20 protein-coding genes are annotated in these 25,049 nt (G+C 67.1%); 6 read left to right on the top strand and 14 right to left on the bottom strand.

The genetic code is table 11. From position 1 onward, the window contains the following. Positions 1-14: 14 nt before the first annotated feature. Genes AXYL_RS19280 through AXYL_RS19270 form a run of 3 tightly spaced genes read right to left on the bottom strand, consistent with a single transcriptional unit; the run spans position 15 to position 3,723 of the window. Positions 15-1,463 (bottom strand): NAD-dependent succinate-semialdehyde dehydrogenase, encoded by a 1,449-nt coding sequence (locus AXYL_RS19280; protein ID WP_013394527.1) that lies wholly within the window; start codon positions 1,461-1,463, stop codon positions 15-17. 31 nt (positions 1,464-1,494) lie between these two features. Beyond that, positions 1,495-2,721: an iron-containing alcohol dehydrogenase gene (locus AXYL_RS19275; protein ID WP_013394526.1), complete on the bottom strand. Its 1,227-nt coding sequence runs from the start codon at positions 2,719-2,721 to the stop codon at positions 1,495-1,497. Positions 2,722-2,751: 30 nt separating this feature from the next. Then, positions 2,752-3,723, bottom strand: a complete 972-nt coding sequence (locus AXYL_RS19270) for an Ldh family oxidoreductase (protein ID WP_013394525.1) — start codon at positions 3,721-3,723, stop codon at positions 2,752-2,754. 153 nt (positions 3,724-3,876) lie between these two features. Between AXYL_RS19270 and AXYL_RS19265 the strand changes: the two genes are divergently transcribed. Beyond that, entirely contained in the window at positions 3,877-4,599 is a 723-nt protein-coding gene (locus AXYL_RS19265) for a GntR family transcriptional regulator (protein ID WP_013394524.1), read from the top strand. A gap of 77 nt (positions 4,600-4,676) precedes the next feature. Here AXYL_RS19265 and AXYL_RS34080 read toward each other — a convergent pair whose 3' ends face one another. Further along, positions 4,677-5,576: a TonB family protein gene (locus tag AXYL_RS34080; protein ID WP_013394523.1), complete on the bottom strand. Its 900-nt coding sequence runs from the start codon at positions 5,574-5,576 to the stop codon at positions 4,677-4,679. Positions 5,577-5,640: 64 nt separating this feature from the next. Continuing rightward, a complete protein-coding gene (locus AXYL_RS19255) occupies positions 5,641-6,546 on the bottom strand; it encodes a LysR family transcriptional regulator (RefSeq protein ID WP_013394522.1) in 906 nt (301 codons plus the stop codon). 151 nt (positions 6,547-6,697) lie between these two features. On the opposite strand from AXYL_RS19255, the gene AXYL_RS19250 reads away from it, so the two are divergent. Together AXYL_RS19250 and AXYL_RS19245 are read left to right on the top strand one after the other, a co-directional pair. Continuing rightward, positions 6,698-8,236: an amidohydrolase family protein gene (locus tag AXYL_RS19250; RefSeq protein ID WP_080551079.1), complete on the top strand. Its 1,539-nt coding sequence runs from the start codon at positions 6,698-6,700 to the stop codon at positions 8,234-8,236. A 191-nt stretch (positions 8,237-8,427) separates the two neighbouring features. Next, positions 8,428-9,501, top strand: coding sequence for a porin (locus AXYL_RS19245; protein WP_013394520.1), 1,074 nt, complete (start codon positions 8,428-8,430; stop codon positions 9,499-9,501). 33 nt (positions 9,502-9,534) lie between these two features. Here AXYL_RS19245 and AXYL_RS19240 read toward each other — a convergent pair whose 3' ends face one another. From AXYL_RS19240 to AXYL_RS19200, 9 genes are all read right to left on the bottom strand, one after another. Further along, on the bottom strand, positions 9,535-10,512 hold the full coding sequence (locus AXYL_RS19240) for a Bug family tripartite tricarboxylate transporter substrate binding protein (RefSeq protein WP_013394519.1): 978 nt from the start codon (positions 10,510-10,512) through the stop codon (positions 9,535-9,537). Between the two features lie 115 nt (positions 10,513-10,627). Then, positions 10,628-12,001 (bottom strand): amidohydrolase family protein, encoded by a 1,374-nt coding sequence (locus AXYL_RS19235; RefSeq protein WP_237709916.1) that lies wholly within the window; start codon positions 11,999-12,001, stop codon positions 10,628-10,630. Between the two features lie 160 nt (positions 12,002-12,161). Then, positions 12,162-12,968 (bottom strand): enoyl-CoA hydratase/isomerase family protein, encoded by an 807-nt coding sequence (locus AXYL_RS19230; protein ID WP_013394517.1) that lies wholly within the window; start codon positions 12,966-12,968, stop codon positions 12,162-12,164. 1 nt (position 12,969) lies between these two features. Beyond that, on the bottom strand, positions 12,970-13,953 hold the full coding sequence (locus AXYL_RS19225; RefSeq protein WP_013394516.1) for a Bug family tripartite tricarboxylate transporter substrate binding protein: 984 nt from the start codon (positions 13,951-13,953) through the stop codon (positions 12,970-12,972). Between the two features lie 63 nt (positions 13,954-14,016). Next, a complete protein-coding gene (locus AXYL_RS19220) occupies positions 14,017-14,838 on the bottom strand; it encodes an enoyl-CoA hydratase/isomerase family protein (RefSeq protein ID WP_013394515.1) in 822 nt (273 codons plus the stop codon). Next, positions 14,838-16,049: a CaiB/BaiF CoA transferase family protein gene (locus tag AXYL_RS19215; RefSeq protein ID WP_013394514.1), complete on the bottom strand. Its 1,212-nt coding sequence runs from the start codon at positions 16,047-16,049 to the stop codon at positions 14,838-14,840. The genes AXYL_RS19220 and AXYL_RS19215 overlap by 1 nt, the downstream gene beginning before the upstream one ends. Before the next feature lie 14 nt (positions 16,050-16,063). Next, positions 16,064-18,385 (bottom strand): acyl-CoA dehydrogenase family protein, encoded by a 2,322-nt coding sequence (locus AXYL_RS19210; RefSeq protein ID WP_013394513.1) that lies wholly within the window; start codon positions 18,383-18,385, stop codon positions 16,064-16,066. Between the two features lie 109 nt (positions 18,386-18,494). Next, positions 18,495-19,496 (bottom strand): Bug family tripartite tricarboxylate transporter substrate binding protein, encoded by a 1,002-nt coding sequence (locus tag AXYL_RS19205; protein WP_013394512.1) that lies wholly within the window; start codon positions 19,494-19,496, stop codon positions 18,495-18,497. Positions 19,497-19,571: 75 nt separating this feature from the next. After that, complete coding sequence (locus AXYL_RS19200; RefSeq protein WP_013394511.1) at positions 19,572-22,247, bottom strand: LuxR C-terminal-related transcriptional regulator; 2,676 nt, start codon at positions 22,245-22,247, stop codon at positions 19,572-19,574. 98 nt (positions 22,248-22,345) lie between these two features. Here AXYL_RS19200 and AXYL_RS19195 point away from each other — a divergent pair, with 98 nt between their 5' ends. From AXYL_RS19195 to AXYL_RS19185, 3 genes are read left to right on the top strand one after another with little or no spacing between them, the layout of a single operon-like run. After that, the gene (locus AXYL_RS19195; protein ID WP_013394510.1) at positions 22,346-23,332 is read left to right on the top strand and encodes an NAD(P)H-dependent flavin oxidoreductase; all 987 of its coding nucleotides are present in this window, start codon (positions 22,346-22,348) and stop codon (positions 23,330-23,332) included. Between the two features lie 39 nt (positions 23,333-23,371). Further along, positions 23,372-24,565: a lipid-transfer protein gene (locus AXYL_RS19190; protein ID WP_013394509.1), complete on the top strand. Its 1,194-nt coding sequence runs from the start codon at positions 23,372-23,374 to the stop codon at positions 24,563-24,565. Positions 24,566-24,593: 28 nt separating this feature from the next. Further along, entirely contained in the window at positions 24,594-25,037 is a 444-nt protein-coding gene (locus AXYL_RS19185) for a MaoC family dehydratase N-terminal domain-containing protein (protein WP_013394508.1), read from the top strand. Positions 25,038-25,049: the final 12 nt, after the last annotated feature.

The following is a 25,049-nucleotide window of genomic DNA, read 5'->3' as shown; positions in this document are numbered from 1 at the left end:
GCGGCCGCTCGGAGTTACCAGTTGGTCGAGATGTATTTCGCTTCCATGAATTCCAGCAGGCCGTGGTGCGCGCCTTCGCGGCCCAGGCCGCTTTGCTTGACGCCGCCGAAGGGCGCTGCCGGATCCGACACCAGGCCCCGGTTCAGGGCGATCATGCCGCTTTCGATGCTCTCGGAGACCCGCAGGCCGCGGGCCAGGTCACGGGTGTAGACGTAGGCCACCAGGCCGTACTCGGTGGCGTTGGCCAATGCCACCGCTTCGTCTTCGGTATCGAAGGCCACGATGGGCGCCACGGGGCCGAAGATCTCTTCGGTCAGCAGGTCGGCGTCGGCCGGCACGTCCACCAGCACGGTGGGCTCATAGAAATAGCCGGAACGGTCCAGCCGCTTGCCGCCGGCCTTGACGCGCGCGCCCTTGGCCACGGCGTCGTCCACCAGCGAGGCCACCTTGTCCACCGCGCCGGCATTGACCAGGGGGCCGCATTGCGTGTCCGGATTGACGCCGTCGCCGGTTTTCAGCGCCGCCATGCGGGCGGCGAACCTGGCGCTGAACGTCTCGACGACGCCACGCTGCACGTAGAAGCGATTGGCCGCCGTGCAGGCCTCGCCGCCGTTGCGCATCTTGGCGATCATGGCGCCTTCCACGGCGGCGTCGATGTCCGCGTCGTCGAAGACTAGGAACGGCGCGTTGCCGCCCAGCTCCATCGAGCAGCTGATGACCGAGTCCGCAGCCTTGCGCAGCAACACACGGCCCACTTCCGTCGACCCCGTGAAGGAGAGCTTGCGCACGCGCGGATCGTCCAGCACGGCATTGGCGAACTTGCCCGCCGACGACGTCGTCAACACGTTGACCACGCCCGGAGGCACGCCGGCTTCCTCGAGCAGTCGCATGACGGCATACGCGGTCAAGGGCGTTTCGGTGGCGGGCTTGAGGATGCAGGTGCAGCCTGCCGCGAGTGCGGGTGCGATCTTGCGGGTGGCCATGGCGGCAGGGAAGTTCCACGGCGTGACCAGCAGGGCGATGCCTATGGGCTGGTATTGGACGATGATGCGGCTGGCGCCGCCAGGCGACACGCTGATGTCGCCGTTGATGCGCACCGCTTCCTCGGAGAACCAGCGGAAGAATTCGGCGGCATAGGCGACCTCGCCGCGCGCGTCGGCCAGCGCCTTGCCGTTCTCCATCGAGATCAGGCGGGCCAGGTCGTCGGCGTCGCGCACCATCAGTTCATAGCATCTGCGCAGGATTTCGCCGCGCTGGCGGGCGGGGGTGGCCGCCCAGCCGGCGGCGGCGCGCGCGGCGGCATCCACGGCCGCGGCGGCGTCTTCCAGCGTGGCGTCGGCCACGCTTGCGATTACCTGCTCGGTGGACGGGTCGAACACGTCGATGCGGCGCCCCGAGGTGGCGGCGCGCCAGGCGCCGTCGATGTAAAGGTCAGTGGACAGCTTGCTGGCCTCGATGGTCATGTGTCAGCTCCGGATAGGGATGGGGTAGGGGTTATCGGGATGGGCGAAACGAGCCGCGGCCTGCGTGGGCAGCGGCCACGATGGCCGCGATGCCGGTCTGGTCCAGCGGGCGGGGATTGTTCGTGACCAGGCGCGCGGCCAGCATGGATTGCTCGGCGATCCAGTCCAACTGGTCGGCGCGTACGCCCAATCCTTCCAGCGTTGCAGGGATGCCGATGCCCGCGAACAGTTCGTAGACATGGCGCGGGGCGTTGCCGGCAAGGCGTTGAGGATCGGTTTCCGTATCCCCCATGGCCTGTGAGATCGCCGCGTAGTCGGCGGCGCAGGCCGGCGCATTGAAGTCCATGACGTAGGGCATCAGCGTGGCCACGCCCGCGCCATGCGCCGTGTGGGTCAGGGCGCCGATGGGGTACTGGATGGCGTGAGCGGCGGCGGTGCCGGCCACGCCGAAAGCCAGGCCTGCGGCCAGCGCCGCGGCCATGACCTGCCCTCTGGCGTGCAGGTCGGCGCCGTTCTCGACCGCCCGAGGCAGATACGACGCGAGCGCGCGGATGGCGACCAGCGCCTGTTGGTCGCTGAAGGCGTTCTTGCCGACGAACACGCGCGTCTGCGCGATGTCGGCGTCGGGGCTGCGCCGGACGGCGGTCAAGGCCTCGATGGCATGGGTCAATGCGTCGGCCCCGGCGATGGCGGTCAGCCCCTTGGGACAAGTCAGGGTCAACTCGGGATCGCAGATGGCGGTGTGGGGTATCAGGTGCGGACTGGATACGCCGACCTTCAGGTCGCGAGCGCTGTCGGCCAGCACGGCCACGGGCGTGACCTCGGAGCCCGTGCCCGACGTGGTGGGCAGTGCGATCACAGGGATGGTTGGGCCGGGTACTTTGTACTCGCCGTAATAGTCGGACGCTTGTCCGCCGTGCGCCAGCAGCAGGCTTACGAGTTTGGCCATATCCAGGCAACTGCCGCCGCCCAGCCCGACAATGGCATCAGGCTGGAAGGCGCGGTGCGCGGCCACGCATTCGTAGACGCCTTCGACCGGCAGGTCGGGCTGGGTGCGGTCGTACACCTGGACGCGCACGCCCGCGGTTTCCAGCGACGCCAGCAGTGCGGACATTTCGGGCGTGCCGGCAAAACGCTCGTCGGTGCAAATCAGTACGCGTTGGCCCAGGGCGGCCGCGACGCGGCCCAATGCCAGGCGCTGGCCGTTGCCGAACAAGACAGCGCGCGGCGCGCGCATGATTCCAAACAAATCAGTCATTGCGGATCCTTGAGGGAAGTCGTAGTGCGTTCAGGCGGCGCATTGCGCCAGATCGAGAATGCGGTGCCAGACCTCGTCGGCCAGCTCGATGCCGGTGTCCAGGCGTTGCCGGCGTTCGGCGCGCGCCCGGTCGCCCGGTACCGCGACGGGCCGCTCAGGCTGTAGGGCGGGGCATGCGCGGATTTCATCCAGGTAGCGGGTGATGCGGTCGGCGACCGCGCCCGACCCCGCCTCGACCACAATGAAGACGTCGCCCTTGTTGCAGACCTCGGTGGAATCCAGCGTGCCCTTGACCGCCGTGCCGAGCGCGGATGTCGTCAGGCTGGCCACCAGCAGTTCAAACGCCAGCCCCAGCGCGTAGCCCTTGGCTTCGCCAAAGGGCGCCAGTGCGCCTGCCTTGGCGGCCGTGGCGTCCGTGGTGGGATTGCCCGCGCCGTCCAGCGCCCATCCCGGGTCCAGCGGCCGGCCATGGTTGGCGTAGTCGTGGATCTTGCCCATGGCGACCTGGCTGGTGGCCATGTCCAGCACGAAGGGTTCGTCCTCGGTAGGCACGCCGATCGCGATGGGATTGGTGCCGATCAGGGCGCGGCGGCCGCCCCATGGATGTACCAGGGCTTCGCTGGTCGACAGGGCCAGCAGGATCTGGCCTGCACGGGCCACCTGTTCCGCATACAACGCCAGCATGCCGATGTGGTTGTTGTTGCTGACCGCCGCGATCGCGATACCCGTGTCGCGGGCGCGGTCGCAGATCTGGTCAAGGGCCGCCAACGCGATGACCGGGCCCAGGCCTCGTTCGCCATCCATGTCCAGGAAGGCGGGGGAGCGCCAAACGGCGGCGCCGCGGGTTTTCGGGTCGGCCACGCCGTTGTGGATCCGTTCGATGATGCGCGGAAGCCGTAGCAGGCCGTGGGAAGCCCGGCCTCGCAATTCGGCTTCAAGCAGCAGGCTGGTCTGTGTCGCGGCGTGGCTCGTGGGGGTCCCCGCCAGTTCCAGCGCGCGCATGCAAGCCCGCCTTGCCTCCCCCGTTTTTATCGTTGTCGTCATAGTCTCGTTAAGTTGTTAAATCCGATCGGATCCGAAATACGATCTGATTTATGCTAACCTCGTAACAAATTGGACGTCAACACATTGTTGGCAAACCTGGGTGAAACAACCATGACGACTCTCTCTCTCGGTTCCGGAGCCGCGCCATCAAACGCGCCGGCGAGCGGCCAGCGCCTGGGCGAGCGCGTGCGCTCCTTGGGCGATGAGGTCTATGAGACGCTGCTGTCGCAGCTCATTTCCTTGAAGATCGCGCCCGGCATGCGTATCGCGGTCGATGCGCTGGTGCGCGAATTGGGCGTGTCGCAGACGCCAATACGCGCTGCGCTGATCCGGCTTGAAACGGAAGGCCTCGTCGTCAAGACCCACCACGTGGGATACAGTGCGGCGCCCATGCCCACGCGCCGGCGCTTCGAGCAGATGTATGAACTGCGCCTGCAACTGGAGCCGTTCGGGGCGAGCCTGGCCGCGCAGCACATGACGGACGCGGCGCGCCAGGAATTGGCCGCGCTGTCTGCTGCGATGAGCGCCCCAAGCGCCGACGACGCGCGCGTGGCCTACGGCAAGTTCGCCGTGCTGGACGCGCAGTTCCATTCCTGGATTGCGCAGCAGAGCGGCAACGAGCTGCTGGCCGAAGCGCTGGCGCGGCTGTATGCGCATACCCATCTGTTCCGGCTGCGCTTCCACTCGCGGGTCACCGAGGAAGCCGTGACTGAACACGCGCGCATCGTGCAGGCGCTGGAGGCGCGTGACGCCGACGGCGCGCAGGCCGCCATGCGCGACCACATCCTGAGATCGCGCGAGCGCATGGCGCCGTTCTTTGAAATGCTGGACTGAGTCGAGGCGTCGGGTTTCGATTCCCGCCGCCGTGCGCTGCGGGAGTCCCTCGGCCAGGGCGGGGCGGGGAGCCCGCCCTATTGCTTGCCCAGGCTGATTCCGTCCCGTATCTGGCGGAATGCGGACAGGGCGCCTGGCATGTCGCGGCTCGTCGTGGTGCAGCGCATGGCGACACGCAGCGTGGGGCTGTCCAGCAACGCGTTGTACTCCAGCAGGGGCACGCCATCCGCTCTGCTGCCGGCCGGGGCGAGGTAGTCGATGCCCTTGACGCCCTGCAATTCAAAGCCGCTCCGCTGTCCGGGCGACTCGTTTTGCGCGGCCAGAATGGCTACGGCGGCCGCCAGCCGGGAAGCGGCCGAGAGCGGGGCTTCGGCGCCGGGGTGGGTCTTCAGCGCCTTGCGCGGTGTGCTGAAGCCGACGCCGCACAGATAGCCCGCCGCACCCGCTGCTTGCGGAGTACTGGCGGTGCTGGCGATCTGCACCAGCACGTCGAATTCCTCGGACTTGCCGACCCGCGCGATCTGGTAGGGGGCGGGCACGGTCACGCCGAAGCCGCGCGCCGGGTCGGCGTAGCGGAGCTGCACATTGCGTGTGGGCCGCGGGGGCTGATCTTCGATCTCGAAACGCACCGGTACCATCAAGATTTCCTTGTCGGCCGGCATGTCGGCGGAAAAGGCCGGCAGCGGACTGGCGCGTTGGATCATGCGGGTGACCGCTATGTCCACGGCGACATGACCCGAGGACCTGGCCAGTTCCACCGCAGCGATCCTGCCGTCCCGCATCACCGTTAGCCGCAGGCGCAGGCTCAGCGAGCCATCCAGGCCTTGCGCTTCCTTGGGCATCGACAGGTCGCGATGCAGCTTGCGCATGACGCCGCTGGTCCATTCGGCCCGATCGGCCGGTGCGGCGGCCAAGACGGTGGTGGATGCGCACAGCGTGATCGCGGCGATTGTCCAAGTGCGCAGCGGCCAGTTCATGTCGGCGAGTCTCCAGAGTGAATGGCGCCCGCAAGCGGGGCGCGTTGGCAGCATAACCCGGCCGCTAGGACGCGATCGGCGATCCCAAATCGAGATTGCTGGCCAACAGCTCGACGAACTCGCGCACCTTGGGCGAAGAGCGTCGCGGTTGCGGATACACGGCGTACAGGTTTCTTTCCGCAGGCTGCCAATCCGGCAGCAGGTGCGTGAGACGGCCGCAAGCCAGATCCTGCGCCACCAGAAAGGTCGGCAACAGTCCGACGCCGGCGCCGCTCAGCGCGGCGTCGTGCAGGGTCTGGCTGTTGTTGCAGCGCAGGGAGCCGCTGACGTGGACGGTCTGCTCCACGCCGTTGCGCGTAAAGCGCCATTCGCTGGGGCTGGCGCCGCGCGTGTAGACCAAACATTGGTGGCTGGCGAGGTCCTGGATTTCCGTGGGGAGGCCCTGGCGCTCGAGGTAGAGCGGTGCCGCGACCAGCATTCTGGGCAGGGTGGCGATGGCTTGGGCGCCGGCCGCGAAATGCTTGGGCGTGGCGCCGATGTAGAGCGCCACATCGACGCCTTCCTCGGCCGGATCGAGATACCTGTCGTTGAGCGTCATCTCGACAGTGACTTCGGGAAAACTCGTGGTGAATGCGGTGATCAGGCGGCCCAGGTTGGCGCTGCCGAAGGAGATGGGCGCGCGCACTTTCAAGAGCCCCCGCGGCGTGGTCTGGACCTGACCGGCGGTGCGTTCAGCTTCCTCGACATCCTCCAGGATGCGCGAGCATTTGTCGTAGTAGGTCTTGCCCGCGTCCGTGAGCACGATACGGCGGGTGGTGCGCGCCAGCAGCGGCGTGCCGATGTGGTCTTCCAGCGCGGACACGTTCTTGCTGACCGAGGCGGTGGACATGTCCAAGCGTGTTGCGGCGACCGTGAAGCTTCCATGTTCGACGACTTTGCAGAAGACGCTCATTGCCACCAGGCGATTCATATTTTTTCCCGCAGCGAAACCGTTTATTTCTGAAGCAGCCCTTTAATCACGGGACCTGGCGATGTCAATATCGCGGCTGATTATAACGAGGGAGACTAGCGTGGCACAGAAAAGAACAGGCGTTCCGTTGGAGTCTTGGGACGCAATCAAGATGAGCAGGAAATCCTTTCTGCGCCTGTCCTTGGGCGGGGTGGCGGCTGCTGCCGCGAGCGGCAACGCGTTTGCGCAGGAGCCCCTTCGGAAGTTCACCGTGGCCGCGCGCCCCGCATCGGGATTCTCCCGGACTTTGATCCGGAATGCGGACCTGCTGACCATGGACGCGCAGCATCAGGAAATGACCGGCGCGGACGTGCTGATCGACCAGGGCCGCATCGCGGCCATAGGCAGGAACTTGTCCGCGGGCGACGCGGACGTTATCGACGCTAGCGGGAAAATCCTGATGCCTGGCATGGTCGACGGTCATCGCCATCTCTGGCAGTGCATCGACGCCGGACGCCTGGTCAAGATGGACCCCACGGGATACTCGCGCGCCTATCTGGGATGGCAACGCCGGACCATGGCCTGCATGACGCCGGAAGACAACTACCTGGTGGAGTTGATTGGCGGCCTGCAGGCCATCGACTCGGGCGTGACCACGGTGCTGGACTATGCGCATGGGCAGCCCTCCGAGGAAACGGCGCTGGCCGCGGCGCGCGGCATCCGCGATTCGGGCGTCAACGGCTGGTTCGCGTTCCAGCTCGGACGCACGCTGGCGTTCGGTCCTGGATCAACGGTCTCCATGGCGCGGGTCCAGGCGGATCTCACCACCACCACCGAGCAGAACTGGCGCACCGTGGAGCGGCTGCGCTCCGAAATATTCTCGGATGGCATCGCGCCGCTGCAATTGGGGCTGGCGCCCTCGGACGCCATCGGCCGCGCGGTCGCGGACGTGAAGAAGGAATGGGCGCGGGTCCGAGACACGGGCGTGAAGCTGCTCGCGGCGCACGTGCACAAACCGCCGGCGCCCAAGCCGTTGGGCGCGATCGGCCACCGCGGGTCCGGCATCCAGGATCTGTACGAGGCTGGGCTGTTGGGGCCGGACTATCACCTCGCCCATGGCAACCGCCTGACGGCGGAGGAACTCGGACTGTTGCGCGATACGGGGGGCATGCTGTGCGCTACCGTGGTGGGCGAATTTCCCTACATGCTGTCGCCCAACATGATGGCTTCTTCCCATGGACGCGCGCGTCAGGCCGGCGTGGCGACCGGCATTGGCATCGATGGCGCGCTGGTGGTGCAGCAGGACTTCTTCGAACATGTGCGCGGCGCGTTCCTGAGCCTGTTCCTGGAGCCGGAAGGGCGCGAGATCGTGCGCGAGTACAAGTCGCAGGACGCGCTGGCGTTCGCGACCTCGCTCGGGGCGAGCGCGGTCCGGGCGGGGGACATGGCGGGCAGCATCAGCGTCGGCAAGCGCGCTGACCTGGTGCTGCTGGCCACGGACCGCATCGGATTCCCCATGCAGGGCAGTCTGGCCGATCGCGTCGCCAACTTCGCCTCCCTGGCGGACATCGATAGCGTCTGGGTTGCCGGCCGGGCCCGCAAGCGCCACGGCAAGATGCTCGACGTGGATTGGGCGAAGCTCAAAGCGGAGCTCGCCGCCGTGCAGCAACGCATCAGCGGTCAGGCGCAAACCATCACGTTCACCGCGTGACGCGGGCGCGGGTCCGCCTGAGCGCGGGCCCGCTTCCTGCATGAGGCCGGCGTCCGCCGGCATTCATCAATCCTGCCTGTAGTACGGCGCCGCGCGTATCCCGGTTCGCGCGGCGCCGGGAGTTGCTGCGTCCTGCGGCAGGCTTGTTGCCGTCCATGGCAAACATAACGAAGTCAAAAAGGGGGGTGTTCATGAAGTGCAGCACGCAATTCAAAGCTCTGGCGAAATGGGCGGCCTTGGCTGTCTGTGCTGGATACGGGCCATCGGCACTCGCACAGTCCAGCCTGACGCTGTATGGGCTGGCCGACAGCTATATCGAGTACCGGAGCAACAATCGCTCGTCTGCGGATTCGTCCTCGTCCGGAGGGTCCGCGTTGCGGATGAATTCGGGAGGACTGTCCGGCTCTCGCTGGGGGTTGCGGGGCGTGGAGGACCTGGGCGGAGGAACGCAGGCCGTGTTCGCGCTGGAGAGCGGCTTCTATATGCACACGGGGGCGATGGGCGAGGCGGGGCGGCCATTCAACCGGCAGGCATTCCTGGGCCTGAACGGCCCCTACGGCATGCTGAGTTTCGGGCGGCAATACGTCAGCATGTTCGACCTGTTGCCGGCCTTCATGCCCCTGACCTACGCGGGCGCCTACGAGCCCATGCCGTTTCTCATGGGCAACCTGCGCCTCGACAATTCGGTCAAGTATCGTGTCGCGACGGGGCCGCTGGCCGCGCAGGCGCACTACCAGCTCGATGACGCATCCGGCGCGCCGTACCAGCGGTCGGCCTGGGGCGGCGGCGTGAGCTACCTCTCCGGCCCTTTCGGCCTGGCGGCGGTCTATGACCAATCGGGCGGCGTGGCGGCAGCCGCATCCAACCGGCTGCGCAAGTTGGCCCTGGCCGCAACCTATGCGCCGGACCCGTGGCGGTTGACCATAGGCTACCGGTGGGCGCAGGACAAGACGGCGACAGGCAATCTGAACCAACGCGACGACATGTGGTGGATCGGAGTCGGGTACCGCATTTCTCCTGTGTTGCGGATCACGGCCGCCTTCTATTACGACGACGTGAAGGCCAGGGCGGGGGCGGGCAATCCGCCGAATCCCCGGCAGCATGCGCTGCAACTCGTGTACGGCGGCCTGTCCAAGCGCACCGACCTGTATGCGGCCGCTGCCTATGCGCGGAATTCGGCGCTGAACTTCGCGCCGCTGAGCACGCTGCCGGCTGGCAAGGACAGCCAGGCCGCCGTGGCGCTAGGCATCCGCCACAAGTTCTGAGGGGCATGGCGCGCTGCGGCGCGCCATGCGGGTTCAGTTCATGTCCGCCAGGCCTTCCTCGCGGACGACTTTCTGCCACCGGGCGACTTCGCTGGCCAGCAGCTCCTGCGCCACGGCCGGGCTGGACGCCGCCGGTTCCGCCGCTTGCAGGCGCAGGCTTTCGATGATGTCCTGGCGTTGCAGCGTGTCGCGCACCATATCATTGAGCTTGGCGACGATGGCGGGCGGCAGGTCCTTGGGACCCGCCAAGGCATACCAGGCCGTGACGTCGAAGCCGGGGGCTACCGTTTCCGACAGAGTGGGCACATCGGGATACTGCGCAAAGCGTTGCGCGGTCGTGACCGCCAGCGGCTTGACCTTGCCTTCAGCAATATAGGTGCTCATGCCCGCCAGGGCCGTCATGATGACGGGAACCTCGCCGCCGATCACCGCCAGCGCGGGCGCGCCGCCGCCTTTGTAGGCCACGTGGTTCAGGCGCACGCCGGTGCGTGCCTGCAGCAGCGTGGCGGCCAGGTGCATACCGCTGCCTATGCCGCCGGATCCATAGTCGATTTTCTCCGGCTGCTGGCGGGCCGCGTCGATGAGTTCGCGCATCGAGCCGTAGCCGGCGGCGGGATTGGCGATCACGGCATAAGGGCTCTGGGCCACGACGGAGATCATGGTGAAGTCCTTGATGGGATCGTAGCCCAGGGACTTGTAGAGGCCGGGCGCGGAAGCATGGCCGGAGGCCATCAGGTAGAGGATGTATCCGTCCGACGGACTGCGTGCGACGAAGCGCGCGGCGATGGTGCCGCCGGCGCCCGGTTTGCCCTCCACGATGGCCGGCTCGCCGAAGCGGTCGTTGAATTGCGCGGCCAGCAGGCGCGCGAAATTATCGATGGGACCGGCGGGCGCGAAGCCATGGATGATCCGCACCGGCCGGTTTGGCCAGGAATCCGCGCCCTGCGCGGCGGCTGGGGTGAAACAGGCCTGGAGGGCGGCGAGGGTGGCAATACCTAGTATCTTTTTCATGTTCGAAAAATCCTGTACGCGTGAAACGCCCGCGGCGGCTGCGACATGTCCAGGATGCGTGTCCTGGCGAGGTCTGCAGCCGCCATGTTGAAGGCGTCCGAAGGAAAAATGACGATCAGACGAGACGTATCGTGGCCGCCAACTGGCCAACGCGCTCCTGCGCTTCGACCAGGCGTTTTTTGAGCGCGGGCCAGTCTACGCCCAACATCTGGCCGTGGCGCTTGCGCGCCTTGCCGGCGATCCACACGCTGTCCACGTCCGCCGTGCTGGCGAAGCTGACCACGCGGTCGGCCAGGCTGCCCGCCATGCCGAAGCCAATGCGATCGGTGCTCAGCAATACCAGGTCGGCGCGCTTGCCCACGCTGATCGTGCCGGCGGTGTCTCCCAGCCGCACCGACTTGGCGCCCAGGCCGGTGGCGAAGTCCAGGATGTAGTCGGAGGAACAGGCCTTCATCACGTCGCGGACTTCCGGATCCAGGTACAGGTTCCAGTAGGTCGCGCGGATATGCTCGAAGTAGTCGCCCGGCAACGCCAGGGAGATGTCGATGCCCATGCCGGTGGGCACGCCCGCGCGGCGCGAGCGGCCATGTACGGACGGCCCCTTGTCGGCCGACATGACATAGGGGAACTCGCCCATGGCGGTGGCGCAGATCATGCCGCCGGTATCACGCAGCATGGCCAATTCCTCGGACGTGAGGCGGTTGGCGTGCGTGGCCTGATAGTCCGGCCCGAGCAGGCCGGCCTCGTGCAGGTCGCCGATGCCCGAGTCGCGATGCCCCATGAAGCCGGCGGGGTGGGGCGCCTCGGGCTTGTGGATATGGGCGGCGAGCATGCCGACGCCCATGCCTCGGGCCCGGCCCCATTCGGCGCGGATGTCGTCCAGCGCGCTGCCGTTGTTGCCGCTAGGCGCCAGCGCTAGCTGCAGCGGTGCCGAACTATCGGAGAAATACTCGCGCTGCAGGCGCTCGGCGGTGCGCCAATGCGTTTCCGTGGTCTTGGCGATGCGTTGGCCGTCGGCCTGGGCCAGCGGCACCGTGTCGCCGGGTCCGTAGGACGAGGACACGCCCAGCTGGAAACCGAACCAGCCGGCGATGCCCGAATCCTTGAGCCCCTGGGCGGCGGCGAGCGCGCGGTCCTCGGTGGGCTGGCCATGGGCGAAGTCGAAAACCGTGGTGACGCCGGAATTGATCGCTTCCAGTCCGCCCACGAGTTCAGCCAGGTAATTGTCCTCGGGCGTCATGCAGACGATGGTCCGCATCTTCCACTTCTGGTAGTTGCTGGCATACTCGGCCGGTCGGGATTTCACCAGCCGGCCCATGTCGATGATCTCCCATACGTGGCGATGCGCATCGATCAGTCCGGGCATCAGGATCATGCCGCTGGCGTCGATGACCTCAGCGTCCTGCGCTTGCAGGTCCGGGCCGATCGCGGCGATGCGGTCGCCATCGATCAGGACGTCGCCATGCAGTTCGCCGAGCTTTGCATCCATGCTCAGGATGCCGGCATGTTTTATCAATGTTCTTGCCATGTCTTCCGTGTCTCCTTTGGGGAGCACAGATTCTGTCAGCTTCCATTGGCCGGATAAATCCAGGTATGGGAAACAATGGCTTTCCAATAGCAAAAGAATGGCCTTGGCGCCCACGCCGAGTTCAGTCGATGCGCGGATCGTCGAAACGGGGCGGACGCTTTTGTCGGAAGGCTGCAATGCCTTCGCGGCAATCCGCGGCGCGCGCGCAGCGCAGCAGGGCGCGGCGTTCGTGTTCCAGGTGAGTGGGCAAGTCATGACTGCCGGCGTCCTCGCACAGGCGCTTGATGCCGCCCAAGGCGCCGGTCGCGCCCGCCGCGAGGCGGCCGGCCAATGCCACGGCGGCGTCTTGCAGGTCCTCCTGCGACCAAACCTCGTCCACCAGCCCCAGGCGCAGGCATTCCTCGGCGGGCATGGCGCGGTTCGTCATCAATATGTACTTGGCGCGGGCGGCGCCTGCGCGCAGAGCCAGGAAGTACGATGCGCCGATGTCCGGACTCAGCCCGAGGGCCGAGTAGCCGCCGCGTAATTTCATGGCCGGAGAGGCCAGGACGATGTCGGCGCATAGCGCCAATGCGATGCCGGCGCCGCCCACGGGCGCATGCACGGCGCTGATCACCGGCAGCGGCAGGGCGGCCAGGCGGGCGACGGCCGGATTCAGGATGTCCAGCAGTTCGCCTATCAGGCTGTCCAGCGTGCCTTCACAGGCGGCGAAGGCATTGATATCGCCTCCGGCGCAATATTGCTTGCCGGCCGCGGACAGCAGGACGGCGCCGATATCGGCGCGCGCGGCCTGCTCCACGACACGGGAAAAGGCGAGGGCAAATGGCAGGTCGATCGCGTTGGCGTCCTCGGGACGGTTTAGCATGATGTGCCCGACATGGTCTTGTACATGCCAGGTCACGGATTGCGCATCAGGGGTTCCGGCCATGTCATTCCGCCTTCAGTCCGTGTTTGGCGATGACGTCGCCCCATTGGCTGGATTGTGCACGCAGCCAATCCTGCACGCCTGCCGGTTGGCCTCCCTCGTCGACCTCGAAGTAAAGCGCGCCCAGCTTGCCGCGGACGGATGGCGCCTGCAATGCCCGGTGGGCGTGTTCGTTCAGGCGCTGTATCAACGCTGCGGGCGTACCGTGCGGCGCGAGCAGCACCATGAAAGGCTCTGCGTTGATGGCGGGCAAGCCGAACTCGGTGATGCTGGGCACGTCGGGCATCAAGGGGCTGCGTTTGTCCGCCAGCACAGCCAGGGGCCGCACCTTGCCGGCGGCCAGATGCGGCGCCAGCGGCTGACCGACCTCGAAGTAGATCGAGAACACGCCACCCAGGAAGTCGGTGGTGGCCTGGGCCGAGCCCTTGTAATTGATGTGGGTGGCCTTGACGCCAGCCTCGTCGAGCAGGCGCAAGCTGCCAAGATGGGCTAGCGTGGTGGGCGCCGAGGATGAGTAGTTGAATTTTCCAGGGTTGGCTTTCAAGGCTGCCAACAGATCCGGCAAGCTCCGGAACGGAGAACGGCTGTCGACCCAGATGAAGACGGGCGTCTTCGCCAGCAGCGCTATCGCCTGCAGATCCTTCATCGGATCGAAGTTCAATTTATAGAGATAGGGATTGGTCATCAAGGCGGCGGTGCCGACCAGCAAGGTCAGGCCATCGGGAGCGGCATGCGCCACCGCCGAGGAGCCGATGCTGCCGCCGGCGCCGGGCCGGTTGGTCACGATCAGCGTCTGACCCAGGGTTTCGCTCATGTGCTGCGCCACGCTGCGGGCGACTGCGTCAGTCGGGCCGCCGGCGGGAAACGGCACGATCAAGGTGATCGGGTTGGCCGGCCCCTGGGACCAGGCGGCCAGCGGCAGCAAGGTCGCCCCGATCAGGATGGCGCACGCGCGCCGCCTGCCTCCTGCGTGTCGGATTCCGCTCATGATGTCTCCTTGGTGGGATAGTTATCGTCGTTATGGTCGTCAGTGTCGCCGTAAACGGGCGATTCAGGCGGGCGGAGCCTTGCCGTCCCAGTCGTAGCGCATGGGCTGCTTCTGCACGAAACGTTCGAGCGCGTCGGCGTGATCCGCTTCGGCCAGGCAGGAGACCTGGGCGCAGGCCTCCAGTTCCGCCATGGTGGCCGGGTCCAGTTCGTATGCTCGGTTGGCCAGGCGTTTGGTCAAGCCCAGGGCCACGCGCGAAGCGGGCAGGAAGCGGCGCGCCAGGGCCAGCGCTTCGGCCTGCAAGGCTTCCGGTTCATGCAAGGCAAGCACAAAGCCCAGCCGCTCGGCTTCCTGTGCGTCGATGCGCCGCCCGGTCATAAGCAGTTCTTTCGCCTTGGGCAGCCCGACCGCGCGGGGCAGCAGGTGCAGCGCGCCCATGTCGGGCAGGGCGCCGATACGCAGGAACACCATGCAGAAAGAAGCCCGGGGCGTGGCCAGGATGAAGTCGGCGCACAAGGCCAGCGCGAACCCGCCGCCCCAGGCTGCCCCGTCAACCGCGGCGATCACCGGGATCTCCAGGTCCCGCAGTTGTTGCAGCCAGATATGCATATCCTGCAGGCGCTGGCGCACGCCCGCGGATTGTGAACCGTCGGCCAACCGTTGCTGCATGGCCTTGACGTCGCCGCCGGCGCAAAAGGCGCCTTCGCCGCCCGCGAGCACCAGGGCCCGCGCCTGGCGCTCCCGCACCGCGGCCAGCATGTCGGCGTAGTCGTCGCGCAGCGCCATCGACAGGGGGCTGCGCGCCTCGCCGCGCAGATGGTGGAAGACTGCCACGCCGTCGGCATGCAGGTCGAGGCGGGATTCACGAAAGTTCAGTTTTTCCATCAGATCACTCCTTGTTCGCGCAGCGCCGCGCGTTCTGCCGGATCCAGACCCAGCCAGTCGCCATAGATCGTGTCGTTGTCCTGGCCGATGTCGCCGCCGGTGCTGTAGACATGGCCGGGATCGTTGCGGAAACGGGGCACTACATCCTGCACGCGGACCGTGCCGAAGTCCCGGTCTGGCACCGTGCGCAGAAAACCGCGCGCGCGCATCTGCGGATCGTCGACAATCTGGCGGGTCGAGTAGATGGGCGCCAGGGTGCCTTGGTGTTGCTCGAAGCGCTGCAGGATGTCCGCCAGATCATGCTGCGCGAACCATTCGGCGAACAGCGCGTTCAAGGCTTCAGTGTGGCGGCAGCGCGCAGCGTTGCTGGCGTAGCGCGGATCGGCGATCAGGTCCTCGCGGCCGATGGCGCGGCAATTCGCGGCGAACAAGGTGTCTGTGCTGCCGGACAGGGATACCCAATCGCCGTCACGGCTGCGGAACACGCCGGTGGGCGCCGAATACTGACTGGTGTTGCCGGAGCGCCCGTGGTTTTCGCCCAGCAGGTCGTGCTTGAGCGGCAGGAATTCCATCAGCTTGAACATGGCCTCGGTCAGAGCCAGGTCGATTTCCTCGCCGGGCGCGTCGGGGGTGCGCGCACGCTTCCAAAGGGCGGTCATGATGCCTAAAGCGCCGAACAGTCCGCCGATGGAGTCGCCTATCGGATAGCCGGCGTGCATGGGTTGGCCGTCCGGCTCGCCGGTGATGTAGGTGAGTCCGCCCATGGCCTCGAATATCCTGGTGAATCCGGCGCGGTCGCGGTATGGGCCGTCCTGGCCGAATGCCGTGGTGCGCAGGATCACCAGGCGCGGCTGGATGGCCCACAGTGTGTCGCGGTCCAGGCCCCAGCGGTCCAGGGTGCCTGGACGGAAATTCTCGATCAGCACGTCAAAGCGCGGCAGCAGGCGCTTGAGCAGGGCGACGCCCTCGGGCTTGCGCAGATCCAGCGAGATGAGTTGCTTGTTGCGGTTGGTCACTTTCCACCAGAGGGGCTTGCCATCCTTGTGCGGCGGGAAGCTGCGGCAGCCGTCGCCGCCGGGCAACTCGATTTTCAGCACCTCGGCGCCGTAGTCCGCCAGCAGCGCCGCGGCGGAGGGCGCGGCTACGATGGTGGCAATGTCCAGGACCCGCAGGCCCTGCAGGGGGCCGCGGCCCGGGTGGGAGGCGTTCATGGCGGATGCTTCCTTCATGCGTATGGACCATTGAGGGCAGCGCAGCGGCCCAGGTGAAAAACAGCGTCGCCCAGCAGGACATCGTTCGCGGCCAGTCGGCGCGCATAGTGGCTGATGGCGGTCTCCTCCTGGAAACCGACCGCGCCATGCAGTTGCAGCGCGTCCAGGGCGATGCCCCGGCCTGCGCGGCCCGCCATCCACTTGGCGGCGCTGACGCGTATGGCGCGCTCCGACGGCGAAGCCGTATCCCACCCGGCCACAGCCTCGCGCAGCAAGGCGCGTGCATGTATCCAGTTGCGGTAATGCTCGACCACGCGATGTTGCAAGGCCTGGTTTTCGGCCAGATTGCGGCCGAACTGCTTGCGGGTGCGCATGTACTCGATGGTCAGAGCGAGCGCCTGGCGCATGGCCCCGACGGTCTCGGCGCATAGCGCGATGGTTGTGAAGGCGAGCGCTTCGTCGATGATGCCATCGGCGCGTTCGGGGCCGGCCACGCGGGCGCTGGCCGGCAGGCGCAAGTCGTCGAACGTCAGGTCGGCGGCGCCGCGGCCATCGTGCAGACGGTATGCGCGCACCTGGATGCCGGACGTTCCCATGGGGCAATCGAACAGTGCGCTGCCGCCTCCTTCCAGCCGAGCGCTGGCGAGCGCCCGGCGCGCGCTGTCGCCTCCCAGCACCTGCGTCTTGACGCCAGACAGGCGCCAGCCATCGCCATCGCGGCGCGCCGTCAGCGGCGCGCCGCGCTCGCCATGCGCGAAGGCGATGGGATGGCCGTCCACCAGTGCCGCGATGGCGGCGGCGCGTCCCGCGTAGCCGGGCGCGTCCAGCAACAGTTGCAGAGGCAGCAGGTGGCTCCAGAGCACCGGGTCGAGCACCAGGAATTCGCCCAACGCTTCCATGACTGGCACGAGATCGGAGAGGCCGCCGCCGAAGCCGTCATCGCGCTCTGGCACCATCAAACCGCGCAAGCCCAGTTCGCCGTAGCCCGCCCAGAAGGAAGGAGCCTGCGTCGCGGCGGCTTCCAGCATGGCGCGGCGCCGGTCGAAGTCGTAGGTATCGGCCAGCAGCCGCCGCAGGCCATCGTCGAGCATCGCCTGTTGCTCGGGCAAGGCTTGCGGCATGTCGATTTCGGTCTGGCCGCCGAAGATTGCCTTGGCGACGATGCCGCGCTGAATCTCCGAGGTGCCGCCGCCCAGGGTGATGCCGCGGTAACGCCAGACGTGCATCGACAGATTGCCGGCATGCCGCGGCGATAGGGGCGGATCGGAAGGGGCGCCCGCGACGGCGGCGGGGTCGAAGGCCAACGCGTCGCCGCCCAACAGGTCCAACTGGAGCTGATGGGTGTCCTGCAGGACTTCGTTGCCTTGCAGCTTGAGCAGCGAGGCCGCCAGCGCGGGCTCTTCTCCTCGTTCGACCGCGGCCACGGCGGGCCACCAGGACGCGTCCAGGGCGCGCGCCCGGATGTCCAGCTCGGCATAGCGTCGCGCGTAGACGTCCTGTTCCAGCAGTGAAGCTCCTCCCGGTCCGCGACCGGACGCCAGCCGGCGCGTCGCCTGCAGTTCGGCCTTGGTCTCGGCCACACGGGCCACGAACAGGCGTTCGGTGACCAGCAGGCCCTTGGCGACGGACCACCCCGCATGTTCGGCGCCCACGAGATTGGCCAGCGGCACGCGGACGTCGTCAAAGAAAATCTGCACGTGCAGAACGCCGCCATGCATGAAGCGGATAGGCCGGACCGTGACGCCAGGCGCGGTCATGTCCACCAGCAGCACGGAAATGCCGTCTTGCTTGCGCTGCGCCGCGGCATCGCTGCGCGCCAGCACCAGCACCCAGTTGGCCCAATGGCCGTAGCTCTGCCAGATCTTGGTGCCGTTGAGCACGTAGTGGTCACCTTCGCGGCGCGTTACGGTGCGCAGCGATGCCAGATCCGAGCCGGCATCAGGCTCGGAGTAGCCCTGCGCCCAGAAATCCTCGAACGACAGGATGCGCGGCAGGAAAGTGGCGCATTGCTGCGGCGTGCCATGACGCATGATGGTCGGACCTATGGTGTCTATGCCCAGGTTCTCATAGCGCGGCGCCTCGCTGGCGGCCAGTTCCTCCCGGAACACGGCTTGCTGGGCCAGCGACCAGCCTGGCCCGCCGTGCTCGCGCGGCCATCCGGGCGCGCCCCAACCGCGCGCGTGCAGGATGCCGTGCCAGCGTTGCGCCTGTTCGCGCGTGACCAGGCACTGCGCCTGCACGGCGGCACGGATATCCTGTGGCAGGAGGCCCTCCAGGGCTAGGCGTACTTCCGTGCGGAAGGTTTCGAGATCGGTGGAGAGCGGGGTGGTAGACATGGCGATCAGGGATCCTCAAAGGCCAGGCAAGGCATTCCAGTCGTGGCTGGGGTGCTCGCCGGAGACGAATCGGGCCGCGGCTGCGCCGTGGCAAGACGGGGCGACAGCCTCAGTTCTTCAGCGAGACATTCAATTCGTGCGATAACTGCGCGGCGCTTTCTCGCTGACGCAGGAAGTAGGCCTGTGTTTCAGCGACGTCCAGGCCTGCCGGTTCAAGACCTGCGGCCTCCGCGGCCTGGCGCACATCGGGCGAGCGCAGCGCCTGATTGACCTCGCGGTTCAATCGTTCGATGACGTTGGCGGGCGTGCCGGCGGGCGCCACCAACATGAACCAGGGCGTGACACCTTCGAGCCGGGGTGTCAGGCCTTGTGAGGTGCTGGTCGGAACGTCAGGCGCCAGCGCCGCCCGGCGCGGCTCCGTGACAGCCAGCAGGCGCACGCTGCCGCGTTCGACCAGCGGGCGCACCGAGGGGTATTCGAGAATCGCGAAATCGATTTCGCCAGACGCCAGCGCGATGCCGGTGGGTGCGTTGCCCTTGTAGGCGACCTCCGTGGCCTGGATTCCCAGCGATTGAACCAGCAGCCGTGCAGCCAGATGCGGGTTGCTGCCGTTGCTGCCCTGGCCATAGTTCAGTTTGCCCTTGTTGGCCTGGGCGTAGGCGACGAACTCTTGCACGTTCCTTACCGGCAGGCTGGCCCGGATCGCCAGGTAGGAGGGCGCGCGCCCAAGCAGGCTGATCGGGGTGAAGTCCTTGCCGGGGATGAAGGCAAAGTCGTCGAACATCATGGGAAAGTTGGCGCTGACCGCGTTGGCCACGCCCAGGGTGTAGCCATCGGCCGGTGCGCGGCTGACGGCCTCCATGGCGATGCGGGTGGCGGCCCCGGGCTTGTTCTCCACCACGAACGGACGGCCGAGCTGCTCGCTCAGGCGCTGGGCCAACTGGCGAGTCAGGGTGTCGGTGCTGGCGCCGGCCTGCACGCCCACCAGCAGGCGCACCGGACGTTCAGGGTAGTCGGCGCGGGCTGGCGCGGCGAGCAGGGCGGCGCAGAACAGCAGCGCGCCGGTGCGCAGCAGAAGGACGACGGAAGGGCGCGGGGGCATGGAAGGCATGGGCGGTCTCTTCGTTCTGGTGCTGGCATCGTGCTGCCTGCCGGCCCCGCCAGCCCCCACCCCTGATGGGGGGGCCTAGAGCCTGAGCCGTTCCATCACTTCGTCGCGCCCGCTTGCGCCCAGCTTGCCGTAGACATTCTTCAGATGCCACTTGACCGTGTTCAGGGACAGGTCGAGCGCGCGCGCGATCTTCTTGTTGGGCAGGTTCTGCGCAAGCAACTGCGCGATTTCGATTTCGCGCGGGCTGAGCGCTTCCAGTCCGGGACGGCTGGGCGCGGCCGGGGCCGGCGTGCCGGCGCCAGGGTCGCGCGCGGCTGCCGTCAGCCGTTCGGCGTAGAAGCCCAGCACGGCATCCAGTGCGGGATCGCGCAGGGCGTCGCCGACCAGGGCGGGCACGTCCTCGTGCGCGTCCAGCAGCGTGCGTACCAGGCCGAGTTCATGGCCAAGCCGCAACGCGCTGCGCACATGGTCGCGGGCCGAATCGTGCCGGCCCAGTTGCCGCAGGGCCGCCGCGGCCTGCAGCTGCAGAAAAGGCACGCGGCGCACCCGGCCTCGCTGGCGGCAGAGTTCCGCCAGGGACTCCAGCCTCGTCAGCGCCAGGTCCAGGTCGCCGGAACCAAGCCACAGACGGATACGCGCGCGTTCGGCGACGACAAGGATCTCGCTCAGCGTGCCGACCTCGGAGCCGGTGTGGCTGGCATCCAGCGCCTCCAGTTCCTGCAGCAGCTCGTGCGCGGCTTGCCGTTCGCCTTGCTTGAGGCGGAACTGCAGCATCTCCAGCAGCGCGTATGACAGCATGCGGTCCAGTCCCATGCGACTTGCGTAGTCGCGGGATTGCTCCAGGTAGTCCATGGCATCCAGCGGGCGGCCCATCATCCAGCGCGCTCGTCCCAGGACCAGCATCATGCGTACGCGAGTGTCCGGGATGGATACGCGCTCCATGACTTCCAGGCGTGGCTCCAGCAGGTTCAGCGCGCCCTGCGCGTCGTTCAGTTCATACAGCACTTCGCCCAGCAGGGCCGCCGCCAGGGTACCGGCATCGGCGCAGCTCGGCCCGCGCCGCTCGGCCTCGAACAGGACGTCGCGGTAGACTCTCTCCGCCTGTATGACCTGTCCCTGCACCGCATGCGTCAGTCCGACCAGGCTGCGGCCGGCCAACAGGCCTATCGGCGTACCGTAGAGCGGCTGTCCCTGCACCGTGGGCGTGGCGCCTTCCAATTGCGCGACACGCGCTTTTTCGTACTGGCCTTGATACAGATGGATCCAGGTGAGCAGGCAGCGGCGGCCGGTCAGGGTGATGCCGTCGGCATCGTCCGGAGGCGTCAGCAATTGCGGCAGTACGGCCATTGCCGCGGCCGTGTCGTCGCGCTGTACTGCGAGCAAGCCGCGCAAGAGTGTCAGGCGGTAGCGCTCGCGCGCCGGGGCGCCGACCAGGTCGGCCTGCAATTGCTCTATGGTGCGGGCGCATTCGGACAAGCGTTGCTCATACAGCTGGGTCCAGGCGACCCAAAGGCGCAGGCCCGCGTGGGCGCGCACGGCAGCCGGCGGCAGCAGGCGCATCAGCCCCACCAGTTGGCGCAGGTCGCCGCGCGCAAAGAGTTCGGCGGCACAGGCTTCCACCAGGGCGGTGGCGTCGTCCACCGCCCCGGCGCGTAATGCATGATGCACCGCGTCATAGTGCATGCCATGCGCCGCGAAGTAGCGCCAGGCCGCGGTGTGCAGCGCGCGCAGCGGCTCTGCCGCCAGCGCATCCAGCCGCGCGGTCAGCACATTGCGCAGCAGCGGATGCAGGCGCCACCAACCATCGGGGTAGCGCGGGCCCGCGGGGACCATGAACAGGCCCTGCCGCTCCAGCATGGCGAACTGATCGAGGCTCGCTCCGATGTCGGGAGCGTCGCCCAACAATTGGGCGCACAACTCGATGTTGAAGTGTTCAGGTAGCGCGCAGCGGATCAGGAAGGCGACCAGTTCCGGCGGGAGCTGCTCGATGACCTCCTGCTCGAAGTAGCGCGCGAAGCTGCGTGCGTCGCGTACCGGCGCGCCGCGGCGCACATGGCGCAGATCCATGCATAGCAGTTTCAGGCCCGCCACCCAGCCGCCAGTCTGTTCGTAGAACTGCGCGGCGGTGTTTTCGTCGATCGAGCCCAGCAGGTTGTGCGCCAGTTGAGCCGATTCCTCGGGCGTGAAGCGCAGTTCTTCCATGCCTAGCTCTGCCAATTGGCCTTGGTCGCGCAGCCGCCCCAAGGCCAGGGCAGGCTGGCGTCGCGCCGACAGGACGCATTGCAGATTGGCCGGACCGTAGTCCAGCAGCAGTTGCGCGGCGCCAGCGACGCGCGGGTCGCGCAGATGATGCGCATCGTCGAACATCAGCACCAGTTCGCGCGGATGGGCGGCAATGGCACGCACCAGGGCGATCACCGCCGCTTCGATGGCGCTGGCATCATTGCCGCGGCCGGCCAGCACGGCGGCTTCCGACACCAGGGCGGGGTCGACCCTGCGCAGGCCGGTCTGCAGGGCATCGAACAAGCGGGCGGGGTCGTCATCAGCCCGGCCCAGGGCCAGCCAGGCTACGTCCACGCCGGCTGCCACCAGTTCGCGCCGCCAGGCCAGCATCAGGCTGGTCTTGCCGCTGCCGGCCGGACCGTGCAGGACGACACAGCGTCGGCCACGAGCCTGCGCCAGGCGCTCCAGCAGACGGGGCCGCTCCACCAGCGGGCCTCTTGCGGACATGGAATCGGTTTTGGAGTGCATCGGTCGCGTCGATCCTGGGACCTACTCTTTCGGGGTGGGATGCCTGGGGCGTTCCCGGTGCTTTACTTCCTGCACGAACCACCCGACTCGTTCATTCCATGACCAAGCTCTCCGTGTTACGCAATCTGCGACTGCCCGTAGTCGCTTCTCCCATGTTCATCGCCAGCGGCGTCGATCTGGTATTGGCCCAGTGCCAAGCCGGCATCGTGGGCTCGTTCCCGGCATTGAATGCGCGTGGACCAGGAGAACTCGACGCATGGATCTCGCGCATCGAGACGGCGTTGGTGGCGCATGACTCGGTGCATCCCTCGGCGCCGGCGGCCCCCTATGCCGTAAACATCATACTGCACCACTCCAACGACCGGCAGCATGCCGATCTCGAAACGTGCGTGCGGCGCCGCGTGCCTATCGTGATTACGTCGGTCGGCGATCCCAAGGACGTGGTGCGCGCCGTGCATGGCTACGGCGGCGTGGTGTTGCACGACGTCATCAACCAACGCCACGCGCGCAAGGCGGCAGCCGCGGGCGTGGACGGCCTCATCCTGGTATGCGCCGGGGCAGGCGGCCATGGCGGCAACCTTTCGCCCTTTGCCCTCGTGGGCGAAGTGCGGCGCTGGTTCGATGGCCTGCTGCTCGTGGCTGGGGCGATCAGCACCGGAGAGCATGTGCTGGCGGTGCGCGCCATGGGCGCGGACCTTGCCTATGTGGGCACGCGCTTCCTGGCCAGTCCTGAGGCCAGCATCGAGCCAGCCTACAAGCAGGCGGTGCTGGAGGCGGGTACGGATGGCGTCATCTATAGCGACCTGTTTTCCTGGGTTCACGCCAATTACTTGAAGCAGAGCATCGCCGATCTGGGGCTGGATACGGATCGGCTGCCCACGCGCGACAGCTACCGCGAAACCCTGGCGGCGCAGGGCGAGCCGCGCAGAAAACTGTGGCGCGATATCTGGTCTGCCGGCCAGGGGGTGGGCTGCATCGATGCCATCGTGCCGACGCGCGACATCGTGGCCTCCATGCGGCTGGAATACGAGGCGGCTCGTGCGCGGCTTTCTGGCGTGGCGGCCGATGCGGGGATATCCGTCTGAGGCGGGTCCAGTACCAACACCATCACTCAGGAGCACTCCATGTCCATCGTAGTTGCGGGGGTCGGCATGATCCCGTTCAAGAAGCCCGGCGCCAGCGACACGTACGTCGAAATGGGCGCGCAGGCCGCGCGCATGGCGCTGGCCGATGCCGGCATTCCATACGACTTGGTGCAGCAGGCCTACGTCGGCTACGTCTATGGCGATTCCTGCGCGGGCCAGGCCGCGCTCTATCCGGTCGGCCTGTCGCGTATCCCGGTCATCAATGTCAATAACAACTGCGCCACCGGATCGACCGCGCTGTTCATGGCCCGCCAGGCGGTGGCCAGCGGGGCGGTGGACTGCGCTATCGCGCTCGGCTTCGAACAGATGCAGCCCGGCGCCTTGAAAGCGCATTGGGATGACCGGCCCGCGCCGCTGGGCGCGTTCCTGGACATTGCGGGAGCGCTGAATCCACGGCAGGCAGAGGAAGGCATGCCGATGGCGCTGTTGCAGTTCGGCGGCGCCGGCAAGGAGCACATGGAGAAGTACGGCACCCGCCTGGAGACATTTGCGGCGATACGCGCGAAGGCCAGTCGTCACGCCGCCAACAACCCGATGGCAATCTTCCGCAAGGTGATTGAGGTCGAAGAGGTATTGAACGATCCGGTGGTGTGGCCAGGCGTGATGACCCGATTGATGGCTTGCCCGCCGACTTGCGGGGCCGCGGCCGCAGTCGTGTGTTCCGAGGCATTTGCCAGAAAGCACGGCGTCCGCGCCACGGTCCGCATCCTGGCGCAGTCCATGACCAGCGACGGCCCGGAAACGTTCGACACGCGGTCCATGATCGAAGTGGTGGGTTTCAGCATGGCGCGCGAGGCGGCACTACGGGTCTACGAGGAATCGGGCGTCGGCCCGGACGATATCGCGGTGGCCGAGCTGCACGACTGCTTCGCCCACAACGAACTGCTCAGCTACGAGGCTTTGGGCTTCTGCCCGCAGGGAGAGGCAGAGCGCTTCGTCATGGACGGCGCCAATACCTATGGCGGACAGGTGGTCACCAACCCGTCGGGCGGCTTGCTGTCCAAGGGCCATCCGCTGGGCGCCACCGGTCTGGCCCAATGCTACGAACTCACCCGCCAGATCCGGGGCGCCGCAGGTCCGACCCAGGTCGAGGGGGCGCGGCTGGCGCTGCAACACAACCTGGGACTGGGCGGGGCTTGCGTGGTCACCCTGTATGGGTGCGGCGCGTCCTGATGCGGACGCCCTATCAAGGAGCGATCAGATGGCAGACAGCAGTTTCATAGGCCGGCGCGTCTCGCGCGGCGAGATAGCGGTTGAACCGGGACGCCTGCGCTTCTTCGCCCTGGCGACTGGCGAGACGGATCCGATCTACACCGACGCGGGCGCCGCCAGCGAGGCCGGCCATGCTGGCTTGCCCGTGCCTCCGACTTTCCTGTTCTGCCTGAACAGCGAAGTGGCGGAGCTGGCCGGCATCCTGGAATTCCTGCAGTTGGACCTCGGCCGCATTCTTCATGCCGAGCAGGCGTTCGAGTACCACTGCATGGCGCATGCCGGCGACAGGCTGTTCTTCGACACACGCGTGGCCGATGTCTACGACAAGAAGGGCGGCGCGCTGCATTTCGTGGTCCAGGAAACCCGGGTTGAAAACCAGAACGGCGAGCATGTGGCGGATCTGCGCTGCACCATCGTCGAACGCCGTGGCTGAGGAGGGCCGGAC

Source organism: Achromobacter xylosoxidans A8, from assembly GCF_000165835.1.
In the GTDB taxonomy this organism is placed as follows: domain Bacteria; phylum Pseudomonadota; class Gammaproteobacteria; order Burkholderiales; family Burkholderiaceae_B; genus Achromobacter; species Achromobacter xylosoxidans_B.
The sequence above is the reverse complement of the archived record's forward strand: the minus strand, read 5'-3'. Positions and strand labels throughout refer to the sequence as shown.